The organism is Variovorax paradoxus, from assembly GCF_009755665.1.
Taxonomy (GTDB): Bacteria; Pseudomonadota; Gammaproteobacteria; order Burkholderiales; family Burkholderiaceae_C; genus Variovorax; species Variovorax paradoxus_G.
This window is the reverse complement of record NZ_CP046622.1, coordinates 3,316,347-3,337,494: the sequence shown is the minus strand read 5'-3', so window position 1 is coordinate 3,337,494 and position 21,148 is coordinate 3,316,347. Positions and strand designations below refer to the sequence as shown.

17 protein-coding genes and 4 tRNA genes are annotated in these 21,148 nt (G+C 64.7%); 15 read left to right on the top strand and 6 right to left on the bottom strand.

Translation table 11 applies throughout. The features are described from left to right. Positions 1-32 precede the first annotated feature (32 nt). Positions 33-539 carry a DUF1993 domain-containing protein gene (locus GOQ09_RS15500; protein ID WP_157614320.1) on the top strand — a complete coding sequence of 169 codons (507 nt, stop codon included), beginning with the start codon at positions 33-35 and terminating at the stop codon, positions 537-539. Here the strand turns inward: GOQ09_RS15500 and hemH are convergent. Next, positions 536-1,570 (bottom strand): ferrochelatase, encoded by a 1,035-nt coding sequence (hemH, locus tag GOQ09_RS15495; RefSeq protein ID WP_157614319.1) that lies wholly within the window; start codon positions 1,568-1,570, stop codon positions 536-538. The two genes, GOQ09_RS15500 and hemH, sit on opposite strands and share 4 nt — an antisense overlap. Before the next feature lie 15 nt (positions 1,571-1,585). Between hemH and GOQ09_RS15490 the strand changes: the two genes are divergently transcribed. Continuing rightward, positions 1,586-2,317, top strand: a complete 732-nt coding sequence (locus GOQ09_RS15490; protein WP_157614318.1) for an HAD family hydrolase — start codon at positions 1,586-1,588, stop codon at positions 2,315-2,317. An 18-nt stretch (positions 2,318-2,335) separates the two neighbouring features. Here GOQ09_RS15490 and GOQ09_RS15485 read toward each other — a convergent pair whose 3' ends face one another. Genes GOQ09_RS15485 through hpnC form a run of 5 tightly spaced genes read right to left on the bottom strand, consistent with a single transcriptional unit; the run spans position 2,336 to position 5,932 of the window. Then, a complete protein-coding gene (locus GOQ09_RS15485) occupies positions 2,336-2,641 on the bottom strand; it encodes an NIPSNAP family protein (protein ID WP_157614317.1) in 306 nt (101 codons plus the stop codon). A gap of 42 nt (positions 2,642-2,683) precedes the next feature. Further along, the gene (locus GOQ09_RS15480; protein WP_157614316.1) at positions 2,684-2,986 is read right to left on the bottom strand and encodes a hypothetical protein; all 303 of its coding nucleotides are present in this window, start codon (positions 2,984-2,986) and stop codon (positions 2,684-2,686) included. Further along, positions 2,983-4,242, bottom strand: coding sequence for a hydroxysqualene dehydroxylase HpnE (hpnE, locus tag GOQ09_RS15475; protein ID WP_157614315.1), 1,260 nt, complete (start codon positions 4,240-4,242; stop codon positions 2,983-2,985). The genes GOQ09_RS15480 and hpnE overlap by 4 nt, the downstream gene beginning before the upstream one ends. Then, a complete protein-coding gene (gene hpnD / locus GOQ09_RS15470) occupies positions 4,239-5,078 on the bottom strand; it encodes a presqualene diphosphate synthase HpnD (RefSeq protein WP_157614314.1) in 840 nt (279 codons plus the stop codon). The genes hpnE and hpnD overlap by 4 nt, the downstream gene beginning before the upstream one ends. Continuing rightward, positions 5,075-5,932 carry a squalene synthase HpnC gene (gene hpnC / locus GOQ09_RS15465; RefSeq protein WP_242631132.1) on the bottom strand — a complete coding sequence of 286 codons (858 nt, stop codon included), beginning with the start codon at positions 5,930-5,932 and terminating at the stop codon, positions 5,075-5,077. The genes hpnD and hpnC overlap by 4 nt, the downstream gene beginning before the upstream one ends. 204 nt (positions 5,933-6,136) lie before the next feature. Here hpnC and GOQ09_RS15460 point away from each other — a divergent pair, with 204 nt between their 5' ends. The 13 genes from GOQ09_RS15460 to GOQ09_RS15400 all read left to right on the top strand — a co-directional run bounded on the left by GOQ09_RS15460 (position 6,137) and on the right by GOQ09_RS15400 (position 21,148). Continuing rightward, positions 6,137-7,981 (top strand): potassium transporter Kup, encoded by a 1,845-nt coding sequence (locus GOQ09_RS15460; RefSeq protein WP_157616728.1) that lies wholly within the window; start codon positions 6,137-6,139, stop codon positions 7,979-7,981. A 112-nt stretch (positions 7,982-8,093) separates the two neighbouring features. Next, positions 8,094-9,293, top strand: coding sequence for an efflux RND transporter periplasmic adaptor subunit (locus tag GOQ09_RS15455; protein WP_157614312.1), 1,200 nt, complete (start codon positions 8,094-8,096; stop codon positions 9,291-9,293). Then, positions 9,290-12,445, top strand: coding sequence for an efflux RND transporter permease subunit (locus GOQ09_RS15450; protein ID WP_157614311.1), 3,156 nt, complete (start codon positions 9,290-9,292; stop codon positions 12,443-12,445). Before GOQ09_RS15455 ends, GOQ09_RS15450 begins: the two co-directional genes overlap by 4 nt. Positions 12,446-12,567: 122 nt before the next feature. Beyond that, positions 12,568-12,654: transfer RNA gene (locus GOQ09_RS15445), tRNA-Leu, on the top strand. Positions 12,655-12,680: 26 nt separating this feature from the next. Further along, positions 12,681-13,997: a trigger factor gene (gene tig / locus GOQ09_RS15440; protein ID WP_157614310.1), complete on the top strand. Its 1,317-nt coding sequence runs from the start codon at positions 12,681-12,683 to the stop codon at positions 13,995-13,997. Between the two features lie 124 nt (positions 13,998-14,121). Then, positions 14,122-14,730, top strand: coding sequence for an ATP-dependent Clp endopeptidase proteolytic subunit ClpP (clpP, locus tag GOQ09_RS15435; protein ID WP_157614309.1), 609 nt, complete (start codon positions 14,122-14,124; stop codon positions 14,728-14,730). Between the two features lie 120 nt (positions 14,731-14,850). Beyond that, a complete protein-coding gene (gene clpX, locus GOQ09_RS15430; protein ID WP_126749562.1) occupies positions 14,851-16,116 on the top strand; it encodes an ATP-dependent Clp protease ATP-binding subunit ClpX in 1,266 nt (421 codons plus the stop codon). A gap of 130 nt (positions 16,117-16,246) precedes the next feature. Beyond that, positions 16,247-18,685: an endopeptidase La gene (lon, locus tag GOQ09_RS15425; protein ID WP_157614308.1), complete on the top strand. Its 2,439-nt coding sequence runs from the start codon at positions 16,247-16,249 to the stop codon at positions 18,683-18,685. Between the two features lie 54 nt (positions 18,686-18,739). Further along, positions 18,740-18,815, top strand: a tRNA-Gly gene (locus tag GOQ09_RS15420). Between the two features lie 63 nt (positions 18,816-18,878). Further along, a tRNA-Cys gene (locus GOQ09_RS15415) sits at positions 18,879-18,952 on the top strand. Between the two features lie 105 nt (positions 18,953-19,057). After that, a tRNA-Leu gene (locus GOQ09_RS15410) sits at positions 19,058-19,149 on the top strand. Positions 19,150-19,171: 22 nt separating this feature from the next. Beyond that, positions 19,172-19,804, top strand: a complete 633-nt coding sequence (locus tag GOQ09_RS15405) for a DUF6806 family protein (RefSeq protein ID WP_157614307.1) — start codon at positions 19,172-19,174, stop codon at positions 19,802-19,804. A gap of 42 nt (positions 19,805-19,846) precedes the next feature. Then, positions 19,847-21,148, top strand: coding sequence for an MFS transporter (locus GOQ09_RS15400; protein ID WP_157614306.1), 1,302 nt, complete (start codon positions 19,847-19,849; stop codon positions 21,146-21,148).

Sequence of the window (21,148 nt, the reverse complement as noted above, 5' to 3'; positions counted from 1 at the left end):
CGCCGCCGCTCCCAACCACTAGGATTTATGCCATGGCGCTTTCGATGTACGACCTCTCCGTGCCGGTCTTCTCCCGCGGACTCGGCCAGCTCACCCATCTGCTCGAGAAGAGCCTGGCGCATGCCAAGGCCAACGACATCGATCCCGCGACGCTGGTGGACGCAAGGCTCGCGCCGGACATGCTCACGCTGGCCGGGCAGATCCAGCGCGCGAGCGATGCCTCGAAGCTTGGCGTGGCCCGCATCGCCGGCATCACGGCGCCGAGCTTTCCCGATGAGGAAAAGACTTACGACGAGCTGCTGGCTCGCATCGTGAAGACGCAAGCGTTTCTTGCTACCGTGGACCGCACGATGATCGACGGGCAGGAAGAACGCCAAGTGACCATCAAGTCCCGAGAAGGCGAAGCGCATTTCACTGCGCAGCGCTACCTGCTCCAGTTCGCGTTGCCCAACTTCTTCTTCCACGTGACCACGGCCTACGGCGTGCTGCGCCACAAGGGCATGCCGATCGGCAAGATGGACTATCTGGGTAGGTTCTAGGCGCGGGCCGGCCCTTGGGTCGGCCAGCCTGCCAAGTTGCGTTCGGCGATTCCCGCCAGCCCGGTGATCCACGCGGGGCTGTCGTTGAGGCACGGGATGTAGCTGAAGGCCTCGCCGCCAGCATGCATGAAGGCCTCGCGGCCCTCCATGGCAATTTCTTCGAGCGTTTCGAGGCAGTCCGCCGGAAACCCCGGACACACCACGTCGACACGCTTCACGCCGCTCGCGCCCAGTTCGCGCAGCGTAGGCTCCGTGTAGGGTTCGAGCCATTTGGCGCGCCCGAAGCGGGACTGGAAGGTCACGCGGTGCTGCTCGTCCGAAAGGCCGAGCCGCGCCGCGAGCAGGCGCGCGGTTTCGAGGCACTGCGCCTGGTAGGGGTCGCCGAGTGCAATGTTGCGCGCCGGAATGCCATGGAAGCTCATCAGCAGGATCTCGCCGCGACCCTCTTTCTTCCAGTGCTGCTCGATACCCAATGCAAGCGCCTCGATGTAGGCCGGGTCGTCGTGGTACTGGTTGACGAAGCGGAACTCCGGAATGCGCCGTTGGCTGCGGCTCCAGTCGTTCACCGCATCGATCACACTGGCCGTCGTGGTGGCCGAATACTGCGGGTACGCCTGGAGCACCAATACACGCGTGGCGCCTTCGGCCTGCAGCGCATCGAGGCGCGAGGCGATCGACGGGCTGGCGTATCGCATGGCGTCGCGCACCGTCACGCGGTGGCCGCGTTCGCCGAGCCAGCCGGCAAGCAGCGTGGCCTGCCTTTGCGTCCATACCTTCAGCGGCGAGCCCTCGGGCATCCAGATGCTCGCATACTTGGCGGCCGACTTGGCGGGCCGCACGCGAAGGATGATGCCGTGCAGGATCAACGCCCACACCAGCCTTGGAATCTCGACCACTCGCGGGTCGCCGAGAAACTCCGCAAGGTAGGGGCGAACGGCAGCCGCCGTGGGCGCATCGGGCGAGCCCAGGTTGCACCAGAGCACGGCGGTGCGCCCGGCGATGGAACTGTCGTTCGTGTTGTCTTGAGGCATGCGATATTCTCGGGCATGACCTCCGCCTCCACGGCGCTCGCGAACAGCGCGCCCCTCGACATCAAGCGCATCGCCGCGATCTCGCTCGACCTGGACGACACCCTGTGGCCGATCTGGCCGACCATCGAGCGCGCCGAGACGGTGCTGCAGGAATGGCTGCTTCGCGAGGCCCCCAAGACCGCCTCGCTGCTGCTGACGCCGGGCATCTTGCGCGAGCTGCGCGAAGCCACCGCCAAGGAGCGTTCAGACCTGGCGCACGACCTGAGCGCGCTGCGCCGCGAATCGATTCGCACGGCGCTGAAGCGCTCGGGCGAAGACCCGGCGCTGGCCGACCCCGCCTTCGATGCCTTCTTTGCCGAACGACAGCGCGTGACGCTGTATGAAGACGCGCTGCCCGCCCTCAAGTGGCTGAGCGAACGCTACCCGCTGGTGGCGGTGTCGAACGGCAACGCCGACATTCACCTGACCGGCGTGGGCCGCTGGTTTCGCACTGCCTTCAATGCACGCGCGTTTGGCAGCGGCAAGCCGCATGCGCCGATCTTCCGTGCCGCGGCCGCTTCGGTCGGCCTGCTGCCGAAAGACGTGCTGCACGTGGGCGACGACGCCGAGCTGGACGTGGTCGGTGCGCTCAATGCCGGCATGCAGGCGGCCTGGCTGGTGCGCGACGAGCGCCCCTGGGTGCACGGCGCGCGGCCGCAACTGATCGTGCCGAACCTGCACGCGCTGTGCGTGGCGCTTGGTGCCTGAACGCCGTCAACGCGGGCCTTACGAGAACACAGGCCGGAAGAAGCTGCGCTCGTAGCTCACGATGCAACGGGTTTCTTCGGCGTACCTGAATGCGGCCTGGCATTCGGGGTCTTGCATCGAATCTGCGCGGTATTGCTCGTAGGCGGCCAGGCTCGGAAAGCTGAACATCGCCAACGCCACATTGTTGGCGCCTTCCGACGGCAAAAAATAGCCATGGTGCTGACCGCCGAACTTCTCGACCAGCGGAATCCACAGCTTGCCGTAGTGCTCGAATTCCTTGAGTTTGTAGGGATCGACGATGTAGCGGAGATAGCAGGTGACCATGGTTCTTTCCGTGAACGAGTGGGGATCGGCAATCGGCTTTGTTCAGTCCAGCTTGAAATGTTCGCGCAGCGCCGTGCAGAAATCGGCGGTGCCGCTGAGCGAGAAGGTCACGGTGTCGAGCTCCGGCGCTTCGCTCGTCTGCTGCAGGTCGAAGTCCCAGGCGGCTCCGTCTTCCAGGGCGCCTTGCGCATTGGGGAAGGTGGCGTTGGCCCAGGCCAGCACCTGCGCAACTTCCGCAAGCACCTCGCGCGTGTTGGCGGGCACCGTCGTGGCCATGGCATCGAAGGTACCGTGGCCTTCGGTGTCTTCGCTGTAGTCGAAATCGAGATAACGCAGGTGGCTCATGGTGTGTTCAGAGCGTTGGCTGCGGCTAGCCCGCTGAGTACCGCGCCTTCGAGCGTGGCGGGGTAGGGGCCTTCGGTGTAGTCGCCGCAGGCCTGCAGGCCGGGCGCGATTTTCGCAGGCGGCCGCACGAGCGCCGGCGTGCATGCGAAGGTGGCGCGTTTCTCGACGACGGTCTGCACGAGCTGCAGCGGGGCCTGTCCCAACTGCGTGGCCGCCTGTGCCATCACCTGATGCTCCAGCGCCTCGCGCGGAGTCTCGGTCGCGCTCACGACCATGGCAAGCACGCCCTCGGGCCCGCCGAGTTGAGTGCGATCGAACACGAACTGCGCCGGTGCGGTGGCGGGGTGGCTGCGCAGCGCGAGCATCGGCTCTGCAAGAGGTGTGGCGCCGCGCACATAAACGGTGGCAATGGCTTCGAAGCTCAAGGCCTCGGTGCTCTCGCACCAGCGCTCCGCCGATAGGCCCGATGCGCGCACGAGCCGGGCCGCGTCCCACGGCGCGCAAGCCAGCACAACCTGGTCGAAGCATTCATCGTCCGCGCGCCATTGCTCGCTTTGACGCGAGATGGCGCGCACGCGCGTGCCGATGCGCAGCGCGGCGCCATGCTGCACAAGCCAGGCCAACGCAGCATCGGGAAAAAGCGCACCCAGGTCCACACGCGGAATCAGCAGGTCGGCGCCGCCGCTGCCGCTGAAAAGCGCATCGCGCAGCACGCGCAAGAACACCTCTCCGCTCGATTGATCGACCGGCGTGTTGAGCGCCGAAACGCACAGCGGCTCGATCAGTTCCTGCATCACGCGCGGCGTAAGGCCGGTGCAGAGCGCGGCCACGGTAGTGCCGGTGGCGCAGCGGAATCCGCCGAGGCGCCATTGCACGGCCGTGCGCAGCAAGGCGGATTTGTCGCGCCATGTCCAACCGCGTGCGCTGAAGATGCCGGCCAGCAAATCGAGCGGCGCCGGCAGCCGCGGCAGCTTCAACCCGCCGCCGTCGGCAAAGCGCAGCGAGAGCGGCATGCGAAGCAGCGCACTGCCTGCATCGACGCCTACATCGCGCATCAGCTTCAGCGTTGCGGTGTAGGCGCCGATGAGGATGTGCTGCCCGTTGTCGAGCGCCATGCCGTGCATGTTGTCGACCCGCCGCGCGCGGCCGCCCGCCATGTGCGCGGCTTCGAACAGCGTGACGGCATGGCCGAGGCGGGTGGCCTCGACGGCGCAGGCGAGTCCGGCCCAGCCGGCGCCGATGACGGCTGTTCTCAAATGCGCCCCAGCGCCTGGACTTTCCAAGCCAGCCAGAACTTGCGCACCGGCGTCAGGCTCACGCGTTGGTTCAGCACCTGGAAGTTGTCGCGCTCTATTTCGCGCAACAGCGTGCGGTAGATGCTGGCCATCATGAGACCGGGCTTCTGGGCGCGGCGGTCGGCGGCAGGGAGGAGGGCGAGGGCTTCGTCGTACGCCGCATGTGCGCGCTCGGCCTGGAACTTCATCAGCGCGACGAAGCGCTCCGAATGCACGCGATTGAGAATTTCGTGCGCCTTCACATCGAACTTCTGCAGCTCGTTCACAGGCAGGTAGATGCGCCCGCGCAGCGCGTCTTCGCCCACGTCGCGAATGATGTTGGTGAGCTGCAGCGCCAGGCCGAGCTTGTGCGCATAGGCGGTGGTCTGCGGATCGGTCTGGCCGAAGATGCGCGCCGCGACCTCGCCGACCACGCCGGCCACCAGGTGGCAGTAGCGCGCCAGGCCCGGGAAGTCGAGATACCGGGTCTGGTCGAGATCCATCTGGCAGCCGTCGATCACCTCGTTGAGCTGCCGCGGCTCGATGCCGTAGGCCGCGGCATGCGGCACCAGCGCCTGCATCACCGGGTGCCGCGGCGGGCCCGAGAAAGACTGCGCCACCTCGGTGCGCCACCAGGCGAGCTTGGTCGCGGCAACGCCGGGGTCGCTGACCTCGTCGACCACATCGTCGATCTCGCGGCAGAAGGCATAGAACGCCGTGATGGCTGCGCGCCTTTGCTTGGGCAGAAACAGGAAGGCGTAATAGAAACTGCTGCCCGAAGCGGCGGCTTTGTCTTGTACGTATTGCTCGGGAGTCATCGGGGGAGCGCTTTCATGGGCGGCAATTGTCTCCGCATCTGCAGGGCCCGCCAGACCAGCAGCGGGGCGTCGGTCTTGCCGATCTTGGGACGCTGCGAAAAGGTGTCGAAGCCCAGGTCTTCGATTTTGTCGAGAATGCGCAAGCCGCCCTGCACGACGAAGCGCAGCTCCCAGCCGGCGCGGCCCGGCAGCCGGTGGACCAGCGGTGCGCCCTGGGTCATCAGTTCGCGCGCCCATGCACTTTCCACGGCGATGAGGTTGATGGCTTCCTGCGGAGGCGGTGCGTCGGCCAGGGGCGCGAAGACCTTGAAGCTCTCGCGCGCGAGGCCGCGCCGGGCGCAATCGGTGAGTGGAAAGTAAAAGCGGCCACGCGGCAGATCCACGCTCGGGTCTTGCCAGAAATTGATGAGTTGCAGCGCGCTGCAGATGGCATCGCTCTGGGCCAGCGCCTGGGCATCGTTCACGCCATAAAGATGCAGCAGCAGGCGGCCGACGGGATTGGCGGAGCGGCGGCAATAGTCGAGCAGTTCGGCGCGGTCGGTGTAGGTTCCGCCGTCGCGGGTTTTCTCGATGTCCTGGATGAAGGCGCTCAGCAGGTCGGCCAGCAAGTCTTCGGGCAATGCGAACTGCGCAATGCTGTAGGCGAGCGGGCCGAACACCTCGGGCCAGCGCGAGGTGGGCAGCACGCTCCCCATGGCGGCGGCGCGTAGCTCTTCGCGGTAGGCATGCAGGTCCGCCAGCCGCTCGCCGGGCGAGGCGTTGCCTTCGTCGGCGATGTCGTCGGCGGTTCGGGCGAAGTGGTAAATGGCGGCAATCGGCGCACGCAGGTGCGGCGGGCACAACCAGGAGGCCACCGGAAAGTTTTCGTAGTGCGCCGGCGCAGCGGCAATAGGAGATGGTGCGGACACGCGGCGATTGTCCGCGACGACCGAGGCCGCGGACTATGCTCGTGGTGTCGCCATCAACAAGTTCCTGCTTTCATGAATCCATCGGCAACGGTTCCCTCGGCCCCGACACCAGCGCCCGGCGAGGCGCCTCACCCGGCAGGGCCCGGCCTGATGATTGCCGCCCTGGGCGTGGTGTTCGGCGACATCGGCACTTCGCCGCTGTATGCCTTCAAGGAAACGCTGAACCCCGAGCACGGCGTGGCGTTCACGCCCGATGCGGTACTAGGCCTGCTCTCGCTCATCTTCTGGGGGCTGATGTTCGTGGTCACGCTCAAGTACGTGGTGTTCGTGCTGCGCGCCGACCACGACGGCGAGGGCGGCATCCTCGCGCTGCAGGCGCTGGCGCGCAACGCGACTGCGGGTCCCCGCGCCCGGCCATGGGTGTGGAACGCAATCGGAGTGCTCGGCCTGGTGGGAGCGGCCATGTTCTATGGCGACACCTTGATCACACCGGCCATCTCGGTGCTGTCGGCGGTCGAGGGGCTGGAGGTGCAGGCGCCGGTTCTGCAAAGGGTGGTGATTCCGATCACCATCGTCATCCTGGTCGGGCTCTTTGCGGTGCAGCGCAAGGGAACCGGCGTGGTGGGCAAGGTGTTCGGGCCCGTCATGCTGCTGTGGTTCGTGGTGCTGGCGCTCGCGGGGGGCTGGCAGGTGCTGCACAACCCGCAGGTGCTGGCGGCGCTTCACCCGGGGCGGGCCGTAGGCTTCCTGGTCGAGCATCGCGTCCAGTCGCTGGCGGTCCTGGGCGCGGTATTTCTTGCCTTCACCGGCGGCGAGGCGCTGTATGCGGACATGGGGCACTTCGGGGCCAGGCCGATCCGGCTCGCGTGGCTTTTTGTTGCGCTGCCGGGTCTGGTGCTGAACTATTTCGGGCAGGGCGCGCTGGTGCTGGCAAACCCGGCGGCCGTCGACAACCCGTTCTTCCGGCTCTTTCCTTCGTGGGGCGTGGTGCCGATGGTGGTGCTTGCCGCCATGGCCACGGTCATTGCCTCCCAGGCCGTGATCTCGGGCGCCTTTTCTCTCACGGCGCACGCCATGCGCATGGGCTACCTGCCGCGTATGCGGGTGGTGCAGACCTCCGGCTCGGCCATCGGCCAAATCTACGTGTCCACGGTCAACTGGCTGCTGATGGCGGGGGTGCTGTTGTTGGTGCTGGGCTTTCGCAGTTCGGGCGCGCTGTCGGCGGCCTACGGCATTGCGGTGTCGATCACGATGGTGACCACCACGCTGCTGGCCGGCATCGTGGCTTGGGGCCTCTGGCGCTGGAATCGGGTGGCGGTCGTGCTGGGCGTTGTGGCTTTCGCGCTGGTCGACCTGACATTCGTGGTCGCCAACAGCCTCAAGGTGGCCGAGGGCGGCTGGCTCACGCTGGCCGTGGCGGCCGGGGTGATGGTGCTTTTCACCACCTGGGCCAAGGGACGCCGGCTGGGGCTGGAAGCCGCCGCGGCCGAAAGCCTGCCGCTCAAGGCATTTTTCGACTCGCTGGCGCTGCACATGCCGCACCGTGTGAGCGGCACGGCGGTATTCCTGAATGCCGATGCGGCTTCGGTGCCGCACGCCTTGCTTCACAACCTCAAGCACAACCAGGTGCTGCACGAACAGGTGATCGTGATGCGGGTACTGGCCTGCGACACGCCCCGGGTGGAGGCGCGCATGCGCATAGAGGCCGAATGCCTGATGAAAGGCATCTGGGTGGTTACCGCGCGACACGGCTTCATGGAGCGGCCCGACGTGCCCGAATTCATCCGCATCCTGGCCTACCAGAAGGCATTGGCCATCGACTCGATGAAGACCTCGTATTTCGTGTCGCGTGCTTCGGTCGGAGAGGAAAACCTCCCGGGCATGAACCCCGTGCGGCGCGCGCTCTTTGGCTGGCTGCAGCGAAACGCGGGGCGAGCATCTGACTATTTCGAGATTCCGGGCAACCGGCTGGTGGAAATGGGGCAGCGAACCTAGGGGGCGAAGCTGCCAAGATTGTCACGCCGCGATTGACAGTGTTAAAGGTTTACCCTAAATTACTAACCGGTGGGTCAGTAATTGGCCCGGTTCGACCTTTCTAGGGTGTCTCATGACCGCCTCTCCCGGCTTCTCTCCTCTTGCCCGCGGTGCCGCCTGGCTACTGCTTCCCGCCTTGTTCCTGGCCGGCTGTTCGCAGTCGAAGCCGGCCGAGGAACCTGTGCGCGCGGTCAAGCTGGTGACAGTCGGCACCAGCGATTTCGACGCCCAGCCTGAGTTCTCGGCCGAGGTCCGGGCGCGTGTCGAATCGCGCCTCGGGTTCCGCGTGGCCGGCAAGATCATCAAGCGCCAGGCTGAACTGGGTCAGCACGTGCAGGCCGGGCAGGTGCTGGCGCAACTCGACCCGCAGGACTACCGGCTTGCAGCCGAAGCGGCGCGCGCCCAACTGGCCGCGGCGCAGACCAACCGCGATCTCGCGGCGGCCGATCTCAAGCGCTATACCGAATTGCGGGCGCAGAACTTCATCAGCGGTGCCGAACTCGAGCGCCGCGAATCCACCTGGAAAGCCGCGCAGGCGCAGCTCGAACAGGCGCAGGCCCAGCTTTCGTCCCAAGGCAACCAGGCGAGCTACACCACGCTGGTGGCCGATGTGGCCGGCGTCATCACCGCCATCGAAGCCGAGCCGGGACAGGTGGTGCAGGCCGGCACGCCCGTCGTTCGCATCGCGCAAGACGGCGCGCGCGACGTGGTGTTTGCGGTACCCGAAGACCGGGCCGCGCTGATCAAGCCCGGCTCGCCGGTCATGGTGCGCGGCTGGTCGGGCGGCGACGAGCTGCAGGGCCAGGTGCGCGAAGTGGCGGCCAGCGCCGACGCGGTCACTCGTACTTATTCGGTCAAGGTGTCGATCGATGCGGCAACCTCGCCGGCGCTCGGCGCAACGGTCTATGCGCGTCCGCAGGCGCTGGCGCGTGCGGGCGGCGCGGTCATCAAGTTGCCGACCAGCGCGTTGCGCCAGGAGGGCAAGGGCACCGCGGTCTGGGTGCTGGACAAGGCAACGATGACGGTGCGCTCGCAGCCGGTGCGGGTTGCCACGGCCGATGGCAACGAGGCCGTGATCGGCGGCGGACTGACGCCCGGCATGATGGTCGTCGCCGCGGGCGTGCACGTGCTTTCGCCGGGACAGAAGGTCACCATCTACCAGTCGAAGGAGGCTGCAGCCGCGGCCGCCAACGCCAATACCAGCGCGTCGGCGAAGCCCGTCGAACCGGTTGCGGCCACGAAGAAGGAGATCGCTGCAGGTGCTTCCAAATGACGGAAGGCACAGCAACCACCGACAAGCCCTCGGGCTTCAACCTCTCCAAATGGGCGCTGGACCACGGGCCGCTCACGCGCTACCTCATGGTGGTGCTGATGGTGCTGGGGGCCTTTGCCTACTTTCAGCTCGGGCAGGACGAAGACCCGCCGTTCACCTTCCGTGCCATGGTGGTGCGCACCTACTGGCCCGGCGCCACTGCGCAGCAGGTGGCCGAGCAGGTGACCGACAAGCTCGAACGCACGCTGCAGGAGGCGCCCTACGCCGACAAGATCCGCAGCTATTCGAAGCCGGGCGAGTCGCAGATCATTTTCCAGATCAAGGATTCGTCCAAGGCCGCCGACGTGGCCAACGTCTGGTACACGGTGCGCAAGAAGATCGGAGACATGCGCAACACGCTGCCGCCGGGCGTGCAGGGCCCGTTCTTCAATGACGACTTCGGCGATGTGTATGGCGTGATCTACGCGCTGGAGAGCGAAGGCTTCAGCTACGCCGAGCTCAAGACCCTGGCCGACGAAGTGCGGCAGCAATTGCTGCGCGTGAAAGACGTTGCGAAGGTCGACCAGTTCGGTGTTCAGGACGAAAAGGTGTACGTCGAGATTTCGCAGAAGCGCGTTGCGCAGCTGGGGCTCGACTTCAACGCCGTGCTCGCGCAGCTTGGTTCGCAAAACGCGGTGGAAAGCGCGGGAACGATCCAGTCGCCGCTCGACGTGGTGCAGGTGCGCGTGGCGGGGCAGTTCACCAGCGTGGAGCAACTGCGCGAAATGCCGATTCGCGGCAGTTCGGGCAACCAGCTGAAGCTCGGCGACATTGCCGAGATCCGCCGCGGCTACGTCGACCCGCCGGCGGTAAAGGTGCACCACCAGGGCAAGGAAGTCATTGCGCTGGGCGTCTCCATGACCAAGGGCGGCGACATCATTGCACTGGGCGAGGCATTGCGCGCCACCACCAAGCAAATCGACCAGCGCCTGCCGGCCGGCGTGAAGCTGGCGCAGGTGCAGGACCAGCCGGTGTCGGTGGCCAGCTCGGTCAATGAATTCGTCGGCGTGCTGATCGAGGCCGTGGCCATCGTGCTGGCCGTGAGCATCATTTCGCTCGGCCTGCACAAGGGCGGACGCCTCGGCTGGTACATCGACATCCGCCCGGGGCTGGTGGTGGCCATCACCATTCCGCTGGTGCTGGCCGTCACGTTCCTGGCCATGAACTACTTCGGCATCGGGCTGCACAAGATATCGCTGGGGTCGCTGATCATTGCGCTCGGCCTTCTGGTGGACGACGCGATCATCGCGGTCGAGATGATGGTGCGGAAGATGGAAGAGGGCTACGACAAGGTGCGTGCCGCCACCTTTGCCTACGACGTCACCGCCAAGCCCATGCTCACCGGTACGCTCATCACCGCCGCGGGCTTTCTGCCGATCGGCATTGCCAAGTCGGTGACGGGTGAATACACCTTCGCGATCTTCGCGGTGACAGTCATTGCGCTGGTGCTGTCGTGGATCGTGTCGGTGTACTTCGTGCCTTACCTCGGCACGCTGCTGCTCAAGGTAAAGCCGCACGACCCCGATGCGCCGCCGCACGAGCTGTTCGACACCCGGTTCTACAACAGCTTTCGCGGCGCGGTGAACTGGTGCGTGCAGCACCGCTGGCTGACCATCGGCGCCACGGTGCTCATCTTTGCGCTGGGTATTTTCGGCATGGGCAAGGTGCAGCAGCAGTTCTTCCCGGATTCGAGCCGCCCCGAAATCATGGTGGATATCTGGTTCCCGGAGGGCACCTCGTTCCCCGCGAACGAAGAGGTCGCCAAGCGGGTCGAGCAGCGCATCATGAAGGAAGAGGGCGTGAAGACGGTCAGCACCTGGATCGGTTCCGGCGTGCCTCGCTTCTACCTGCCGCTGGACCAGGTGTTTCCGCAGACCAACGTGTCGCAGCTCATCGTGCTGGCCAAGGACCTGAAGGTGCGCGAAAGCCTGCGCATCAAGCTGCCCGCGCTGCTGGCGGAGGAGTTCCCGGAAGTGCGCGGCCGCGTGAAGCTGCTGCCCAACGGGCCGCCGGTGCCGTACCCGGTGCAGTTCCGCGTGATCGGCACCGATCCGGCGCAACTGCGCGCGCATGCCGACGAGGTGAAGGCCGTGCTGCGCGAGAACGCCAACATGCGCGGCGTGAACGACAACTGGAACGAATCGGTCAAGGTGATCCGGCTCGAGGTCGACCAGGCCAAGGCACGCGCGCTCGGCGTGACCAGCCAGGCAATCGCCCAGGCGTCCAAGACGATGTTCTCTGGCACCACGGTGGGCCAGTACCGCGAGAACGACCTGCTGATCGACATCGTGCTGCGCCAGTCGGCGGACGAGCGCGAGGCCATTTCGGACATCGGCAACGCCTATCTGCCCACGACCTCCGGGCGTTCGATTCCGCTCACTCAGATCGCCCGGCCAGTCTTCACCTGGGAGCCCGGCGTGATGTGGCGCGAGAACCGCGACTACGCCATCACGGTGCAGGGCGACGTGGTCGAAGGGCTGCAGGGCGCCACGGTCACCGAGCAATTGCTGCCCAAGCTGCGCGAACTCGAGGCCGGCTGGCATGCGGCGGGCGAGGGCGCCTACCGTATCGAGGTGGCGGGCGCCGTCGAGGAAAGCAGCAAGGGCTCGGCTTCCATCGTCGCAGGCGTGCCGATCATGCTATTCCTGGTGTTCACGCTGCTGATGCTGCAACTGCACAGCTTCAGCCGTTCGCTGCTGGTGTTCATTACCGGCCCTATGGGCATTGCCGGCGTTGCCGGGGCGCTGCTGTTGCTGAACCGGCCGTTCGGCTTCGTTGCGCTGCTGGGCGTGATTGCGCTGATGGGCATGATCCAGCGCAATGCGGTGATCCTGATCGACCAGATCGAGAGCGACCGCGCGGCGGGCGTGCCTGCCTGGGACGCCATTGTCGAGTCGGCCGTGCGGCGCCTGCGCCCCATCGTGCTGACCGCTGCGGCGGCCGTGCTGGCGATGATTCCGCTCTCCCGCAGCGTGTTCTGGGGGCCGATGGCCGTTGCCATCATGGGCGGGTTGATCGTGGCCACCGTATTGACCCTGCTGGCGCTGCCGGCAATGTATGCGGCTGCATTCCGCGTCAAGCGGGAGCCGAAAGAGGGTCTGATTAGCGCTTAAAATACGCGGTTGACCGATTTCAGGCGGACGGTCTTTGGGCGGCGGGTATTCGACATCGGCGATATCGAATACCTGTGGCACCAAGGCCGTCCGCCTTTGCATTCACCTGAAAAATTTGGCAAGCGCGGGTGGCGAAATTGGTAGACGCACCAGGTTTAGGTCCTGACGTTCGCAAGAACGTGCCGGTTCGAGTCCGGCCCCGCGCACCAGCCACACCCCTCACAAGGAAGACACCATGACCGTGACCGTTGAAACTCTCGAGAAGCTCGAACGCAAGATCACGCTGACCCTGCCGGTCGGCACCATCCAGTCCGAAGTCGATTCGCGCCTCAAGAAGCTCGCGCGCACCGTCAAGATGGATGGCTTTCGTCCCGGCAAGGTGCCAATGAACGTCGTGGCCCAGCGCTACGGCTATTCGGTCCACTACGAAGTCATGAACGACAAGGTCGGTGAGGCTTTCTCGCAAGCCGCCAACGAAGCCAAGCTGCGCGTGGCCGGCCAACCCCGCATTACCGAGAAGGAAGAGTCGCCCGAAGGCCAGCTCGCCTTCGACGCGGTGTTCGAGGTGTTCCCCGAAGTCAAGATCAAGGACCTGTCGGGTGCCGAAGTCGAGAAGCTCTCGGCCGAAGTGGGCGACGACGCCATCGACAAGACGCTCGACATCCTGCGCAAGCAGCGCCGCACCTTCGCGCAGCGCGCACAAGACGCCGTGGCGCAAGACAACGACCGCGTGACGGTCGACTTCGAAGGCAAGATCGACGGCGAGACCTTCCAGGGTGGCAAGGCCGAAGACTTCCAGTTCATCGTCGGCGAAGGCCAGATGCTGAAGGAATTCGAAGACGCGGTGCGCGGCATGAAGGCCGGCGACAGCCGCACCTTCCCGCTTTCGTTCCCGGCCGACTACCATGGCAAGGACGTGGCCGGCAAGCAAGCCGACTTCATGGTCACCGTGAAGAAGATCGAGGCTTCGCACCTGCCTGAAGTCAACGAACAGCTCGCCAAGTCGCTCGGCATTGCCGAAGCCACGGTGGAAGGCCTGCGCGCCGATATCAAGAAGAACCTCGAGCGCGAAGTCAAGTTCCGCCTGCTGGCCCGCAACAAGAACGCCGTGATGGACGCGCTGGTGGCCAACGCCGAGCTCGACCTGCCCAACGCCAGCGTGCAGTCCGAAGTGAACCGCATGATCGAAGGCGCCCGCGCCGAGCTCAAGCAGCGCGGCATCAAGGACGCCGACAAGGCTCCGATTCCCGAAGAAGTGTTCCGCCCGCAAGCCGAGCGCCGTGTGCGCCTGGGCCTGGTGGTGGCCGAACTGGTGCGTGCCAACAACCTGCAGGCCAAGCCCGAGCAGATCAAGGCCCACATCGACGAGCTGGCCGCCAGCTATGAAAAGCCGGCCGACGTCGTGCGCTGGTATTTCAGCGACAACAACCGCCTGGCCGAAGTCGAGGCGGTCGTCATCGAAAACAACGTGACCGAATTCGTGCTCAGCAAGGCCAAGGTCAACGAAAAGTCGGTGTCGTTCGACGAACTGATGGCTCAGCAGCAAGGCTAAGCGCCGGCCTGCGCCGCCGCCCGCAACGCCAATGGGGCTTGTGCTTTACGGCACGAGCCCCATTTCACTCAGGCGTACAGTTAAATTCGAACAGCGAACGAACCCTTTTCCGGAGAGCAAATCAATGAGCGCACAGGATACCAAGGCCCTCGGCATGATCCCGATGGTCATCGAGCAGTCGGGTCGCGGCGAGCGGTCTTACGACATTTATTCGCGTCTCCTCAAGGAGCGCATCATTTTCCTGGTGGGCGAAGTGAACGACCAGACGGCCAACCTCGTTGTGGCGCAGCTGCTGTTCCTCGAGAGCGAGAATCCGGACAAGGATATTTCGTTCTACATCAATTCCCCGGGCGGCAGCGTGAGCGCCGGCATGGCGATTTACGACACCATGCAGTTCATCAAGCCCGACGTTTCCACCATGTGCATCGGCTTTGCGGCCAGCATGGGCGCCTTTTTGCTGGCGGCTGGCGAAAAGGGCAAGCGTTTCTCGCTGCCCAATTCGAAGATCATGATCCACCAGGTGCTCGGCGGCGCGCGCGGCCAGGCCACGGACATCGAAATCCATGCCCGCGACATCCTGCGCACCAAGGACCAGATGAACCGCATCCTGGCCGACCGCACCGGCCAGCCGCTGGAAAAAGTCAAGTCGGACACCGAACGCGACTATTTCCTGACAGCCGACGAAGCCAAGGATTACGGCCTGGTCGACCAGGTCATTGCAAAGCGCAGCTGATCAACCAGCCCGCGCCACGGCGCCGGTGGCGCCAAAAAGGCAAAGACGGCGTTTTCCCCACGGGAAACGCCGTTTTTGTTTAGTTATCATTGTCCTACCCCGTTAACGAGGCACCTGTCCATGGCCGAAAAAAAAGGCTCTTCCAGCGAAAAAACGCTTTATTGCTCGTTCTGCGGCAAGAGCCAGCATGAGGTCAAAAAGCTGATCGCGGGCCCTTCGGTCTTCATCTGCGACGAGTGCATCGACCTTTGCAACGAAATCATCCGCGACGAGCTCCCGGCCGGTGAAGAGGCGCGCGAGGCGCGCAGCGACCTGCCCACGCCGTTGGAGATCAAGACCAACCTCGACAACTACGTGATCGGCCAGGAGCCGGCCAAGCGCATGCTGTCGGTGGCGGTCTACAACCACTACAAGCGCCTGCGCCATAAGGAAAAGGCCAAGGGCGAGGACGTCGAGCTCAGCAAGAGCAACATCCTCTTGATCGGCCCCACGGGCTCGGGCAAGACACTGCTCGCGCAAACCCTCGCGCGCATGCTCGACGTGCCCTTCGTCATGGCCGACGCCACCACGCTCACCGAAGCGGGCTATGTGGGCGAAGACGTCGAAAACATCATCCAGAAGCTGCTGCAAAGCTGCAACTACGAAGTCGAGCGCGCCCAGCGCGGCATCGTCTACATCGACGAGATCGACAAGATCTCGCGCAAGTCGGACAACCCTTCCATCACGCGCGACGTGTCGGGCGAGGGCGTGCAGCAGGCGCTGCTGAAGCTCATCGAAGGCACCATGGCCAGCGTGCCGCCGCAAGGCGGGCGCAAGCACCCGAACCAGGATTTCCTGCAGATCGACACGACCAACATCCTGTTCATCTGCGGCGGCGCGTTTGCCGGCCTCGAGAAGGTCATTGAAAACCGCACCGAGGCTTCTGGCATTGGCTTTGGCGCCTCGGTCAAGAGCAAGGCGCAGCGCAGCATCACCGAGGTGTTCCGCGAGGTCGAGCCTGAAGACCTGATCAAGTTCGGCCTGATTCCCGAGCTCGTGGGCCGCATGCCCGTGGTGGCGTCGCTGGCCGAGCTCAGCGAAGACGCGCTGGTGCAGATCCTGACCGAGCCCAAGAACGCGGTGGTCAAGCAGTTCACCAAGCTGCTGCAAATGGAAGGTGTCGACCTCGAGATCCGTCCCGCGGCGCTCAAGGCCATTGCCCGCAAGGCGCTGGCCCGCAAGACCGGGGCACGGGGCTTGCGTTCGATCCTCGAACAGTCGCTCATCGACACCATGTTCGAGCTCCCGAATGCCACCAACGTCGACAAGGTTGTGGTCGAAGAATCCACAATTGATGAAAACAAGCCGCCGCTGCTCGTGTACCGGGAAGCGGCCAAGAAGGCTTGAGCGAGGCTTGAATGAACGCGGCGCCGGCTCTTTTCACCAAAGCTTCCGGCGCCTTCGACAAAGACCGGGTGCGCGGGCTTGAAATGCCCCAACACCCATCCATCTTTGCCTGATCAATCAAAGGATATTCATGTCCGGTCATACCCCCCTGCCTGCCGACGCGATCGACCTGCCGCTGCTGCCGCTGCGCGACGTCGTCGTGTTCCCCCACATGGTGATCCCGCTGTTCGTGGGTCGCCCCAAGAGCATCAAGGCGCTCGAGTTGGCCATGGAAGCCGAACGCCGCATCATGCTGGTGGCGCAGAAAGCCGCCGCCAAGGACGAACCCTCGGTCGAGGACATGTTCGAGGTGGGCTGCGTCTCCACCATTTTGCAGATGCTCAAGCTGCCCGACGGCACCGTGAAGGTGCTGGTCGAGGGCCAGCAGCGTGCGCGCGTTAACCGCATCGACGACGGTGAAACCCACTTCACGGCCAACGTGACGCCCGTCGAGGCGCCCGAAGGCGGCGAGAAGGGCACCGAGGTCGAGGCGCTGCGTCGCGCCGTGATGCAACAGTTCGACCAGTACGTCAAGCTGAACAAGAAGATCCCGCCCGAGATCCTCACCTCGATCTCGAGCATCGACGATCCGGGTCGCCTGGCCGACACCATTGCGGCGCACCTGCCGCTCAAGCTGGACAACAAGCAGGCCGTGCTCGACCTGGACGACGTGAAGTCGCGTCTTGAAAACCTGTTCGGCCAGCTCGAACGCGAGGTCGACATCCTCAATGTCGACAAGAAGATCCGCGGGCGTGTGAAGCGCCAGATGGAAAAGAACCAGCGCGACTTCTACCTCAACGAGCAGGTCAAGGCGATCCAGAAGGAGCTCGGCGAAGGCGAAGAGGGCGCGGACATCGAGGAGATCGAGAAAAAGATCAAGCTCGCCAAGATGCCCAAGGACGCGCTGAAGAAGGCCGAAGGCGAGCTCAAGAAGCTCAAGCTCATGTCGCCCATGTCGGCCGAAGCCACCGTGGTGCGCAACTACATCGACGTGCTGGTGGGCTTGCCCTGGAGCAAGAAGACCAAGATCAAGCACGACCTGGCCAATGCCGAGGCCGTGCTCAATGCCGACCACTACGGCCTTGAAAAGGTCAAGGACCGCATCCTCGAATATCTCGCGGTGCAGCAGCGCGTAGACAAGGTCAAGGCGCCCATCCTGTGCCTCGTGGGCCCGCCCGGCGTGGGCAAGACCTCGCTCGGGCAGTCGATCGCCAAGGCGACCGGCCGCAAGTACACCCGCATGGCGCTCGGCGGCATGCGCGATGAAGCCGAGATCCGCGGCCACCGCCGCACCTACATCGGCGCGCTGCCGGGCAAGGTGCTGCAGGGGCTGAACAAGATCGGCACGCGCAACCCGCTGTTCCTGCTCGACGAAATCGACAAGCTGGGCACCGACTTCCGCGGCGATCCTTCGAGCGCGCTGCTCGAGGTGCTCGACCCGGAGCAGAACCACACCTTCGGCGACCACTACGTCGAGGTCGACTTCGACCTTTCCGATGTGATGTTCGTGGCCACCTCGAACTCGATGAACATTCCGCCGGCGCTGCTCGACCGGATGGAAGTCATTCGCCTCTCGGGCTACACCGAGGACGAGAAGACCAACATCGCGATCAAGTACCTGCTGCCCAAGCAGATGAAGAACAACGGCGTGAAAGAAGACGAGCTGCTCGTCACCGAAGAGGCCGTGCGCGACATCGTGCGCTACTACACGCGTGAAGCCGGCGTGCGTTCGCTCGAGCGCGAACTCTCCAAGATCTGCCGCAAGGTGGTGAAGGGCCTCCTGCTCAAGCAACTCACACCGAAGGTGACCGTCGACGGTGCCAACCTCAACGACTTCCTCGGTGTGCGCAAGTACAGCTTCGGCCTGGCCGAGAAGCAGAACCAGGTCGGCCAGGTGGTCGGCCTCGCGTGGACCGAGGTCGGCGGCGACCTGCTCACCATCGAGGCTGTCACCATGCCGGGCAAGGGCGTGATCAGCCGCACGGGTTCGCTCGGTGACGTGATGAAGGAATCGGTCGAGGCCGCGCGCACCGTGGTGCGCAGCCGCTCGCGCCGCCTGGGCATCAAGGACGAGATCTTCGAGAAGCGCGACATCCACATCCACGTGCCCGACGGCGCAACGCCCAAGGACGGCCCGAGCGCGGGTGCCGCCATGACGACGGCCTTCGTCTCGGCGCTCACGGGCATTCCCGTGCGTGCCGACGTCGCGATGACCGGCGAGATCACGCTGCGCGGCGAGGTCACGGCCATCGGTGGGTTGAAGGAAAAACTGCTGGCGGCATTGCGCGGCGGCATCAAGACCGTGCTCATTCCCGAAGAGAACGCGAAAGACCTGCAGGACATTCCCGAGAACGTGAAGAACGGCCTCGAGATCGTGCCTGTGAAGTGGATCGACAAGGTCCTGGAAATCGCGCTCGAGAAAATGCCGGAGCCGCTGTCCGACGAAGAAGTTGCGGCCTCCGCCGCCGCCGTGGCAGAGCTGGCCAAGCAGCGCGAAGCGCGCGCTTCCGAAGGTTCTGTCAAACATTGATTGGCAAAACTTGCCGGGCCCCGAAAAAGTGTTCTATAATTCGAGGCTCGAAACGCGGGAATAGCTCAGTTGGTAGAGCGCAACCTTGCCAAGGTTGAGGTCGAGAGTTCGAGACTCTTTTCCCGCTCCAGTTTTTGAAAAAGGGAAGCAATGCTTCCCTTTTTTTCGCGAGTTCGATTTCGTTTTTCAGCGTGGCGCGATAGCAAAGCGGTTATGCAACGGATTGCAAATCCGTCTAGCCCGGTTCGACTCCGGGTCGCGCCTCCACCTCTCTCTGATCAAGTTCGATCCAACCTCCACTGAAAACGAGCCCCGCCAACCTGCGTTGCCGGGGCTCGTTTTGTTTGGGTTATCGTCGATGTTCAACCCGAGGCCCGGATGGTGAAATTGGTAGACACATCGGACTTAAAATCCGCCGCTTCCTTAATCGGGGCATACGGGTTCGACCCCCGTTCCGGGCACCACATCTAGACAAGGGAGCACACAATGCCTCGTTACAACGCTCCATTTGAAATTCATGTGCACGGCGACGTGCCACTGCGGTCCGACGTCAGCTTCGACCAGATCCAGGAAGCACTCAAGCCGCTGTGGGCCTATGCGGGCGCCAAGTCGCTGGCCGACGGAGCCACGAGCACCTACGAGGAAGAACCCGGCATCCGTTTCGAGCAGAAGGACCACATGCTCCAGATGTGCTGGACGGTGCCGGGCGACGAAGACTTTCGCCAGGCGCTGGACGAGATGTGCATGGCGCTGAACGAGCTCTCGGAGCGCGGGGCGGCCATCGAGGTCACGTTTTACGACACCGACTTCGACGAGGAAGAGGGCGACCCCGAGGAAGAATCCCGCGACGATTTCCTGATGCTGTTCGTCGGCCCCAATCCGGCCGCGATCATGCAGGTGCAGCGCGACTTGCTGGTGGAAGACGTCGTCAACCTGATGGAGCGCCATTTCGACGGTGCGGAGCTCGGCGGTGTCGTCTCCGAAATCGATCGCCTATTCAGCGACCGCTTCGATGCGCTCGTGAATTCGCTCGAGATCGGCAAGCGCCCGCGCGGCACCGGCGGCAGTGGCAGCGGCGGTGGGCATGGCGGCGGCCGCCGTCCGCGCCACCTGCACTGACGTACTCCGCGGAAAGTCCGGCGCCCTGATCGACAACGCCTCATGGCGCTGTTTCCGTCCTCCGCCCTGAACCCCGGCGTGCGCAAGCGCGAGGTGTTCGGCTGGGCGATGTACGACTTTGCGAACTCGGGCTACACCACCGTCGTCATCACGGCCGTATTTGCCGCCTACTTCGTGGGGGGCATTGCCAAGGGGGCGCCCTGGGCGGCCTTTGCATGGACAGCAGCGCTCAGCATTTCCTACGCCATCGTCATGCTCTCGATGCCAGCCATCGGTGCGTGGGCCGACCGGTGCGCAGCCAAGAAGCGCGTGCTTGCCGTGGCGACGCTGGGCTGCGTGGTTGCAACCGCAGCGCTCGCGCTCACACCCGGGTTTTCGGGCACCCAAGGCGTTGCCATCGCCATGGTGCTGGTGATCGTCTCGAACACCTTCTATTCGTATGGCGAGTCGCTGACCGGCGCCTTCCTGCCCGAACTCGCAACAGCCGAGGGAATGGGCAAGGTCAGCGGATGGGGCTGGGGGTTCGGCTATATCGGCGGCATGCTCGCGCTCGGCCTGTGCCTGGCGTACGTGCTGTCGGCCCAGGCCAAAGGCCTGCCGGCATCGCACTTCGTTCCGGTCACCATGCTGATCACGGCGGCCATCTACGGCGCGGCAGCCTCGGCCACTTTTGCATTGCTGCCCGAGCGCGCGCAGCCCCAGGCGGCGACCAAGGCATCGGGCACGTGGCAGCAACTGCGCGCAACCTTCCGCCAAGCTCGCGCGTACCGCGACTTCATGCAACTGCTCATTTGCACCGTCTTCTACCAGGGCGGCGTGGCGGTGGCCATCACGCTTGCCGCCATCTACGCGGAGCAGGTCATCGGCTTTGTTGCGAGCGAGACCATGGTGCTGATCTTCGTGCTCAACCTGGCGGCCGCGCTGGGTGCCTTTAGCTTCGGCTATGTGCAAGACCGCGTGGGCCACAAGATCTCGCTGGCCGCCACGCTGCTGGCATGGATTGCCGTATGCGTGATTGCGGCCATGGCAACCACCAAGGGCGCCTTCTGGTGGGCCGCCGCCATTGCCGGTCTTGCCATGGGCTCGAGCCAGTCGGCCGGCCGCGCGATGACCGGCTACCTCGCGCCGCCGCAGCAGCTTGCAGAGTTCTTCGGGCTGTGGACCTTTGCCACGCGGCTGGCGAGCATCATCGGTCCGCTCATGTTCGGCGCCATCACATGGGCCGCGGGCGGCAACCAGCGCATTGCCATTCTCTCGACAGCGGTGCTGTTCGTGGCGGGATTGCTGCTGTTGCTGCCCATCGACATGGCGCGCGGCCGGGCAGCCGCGCTGCGCAGCCGGTAG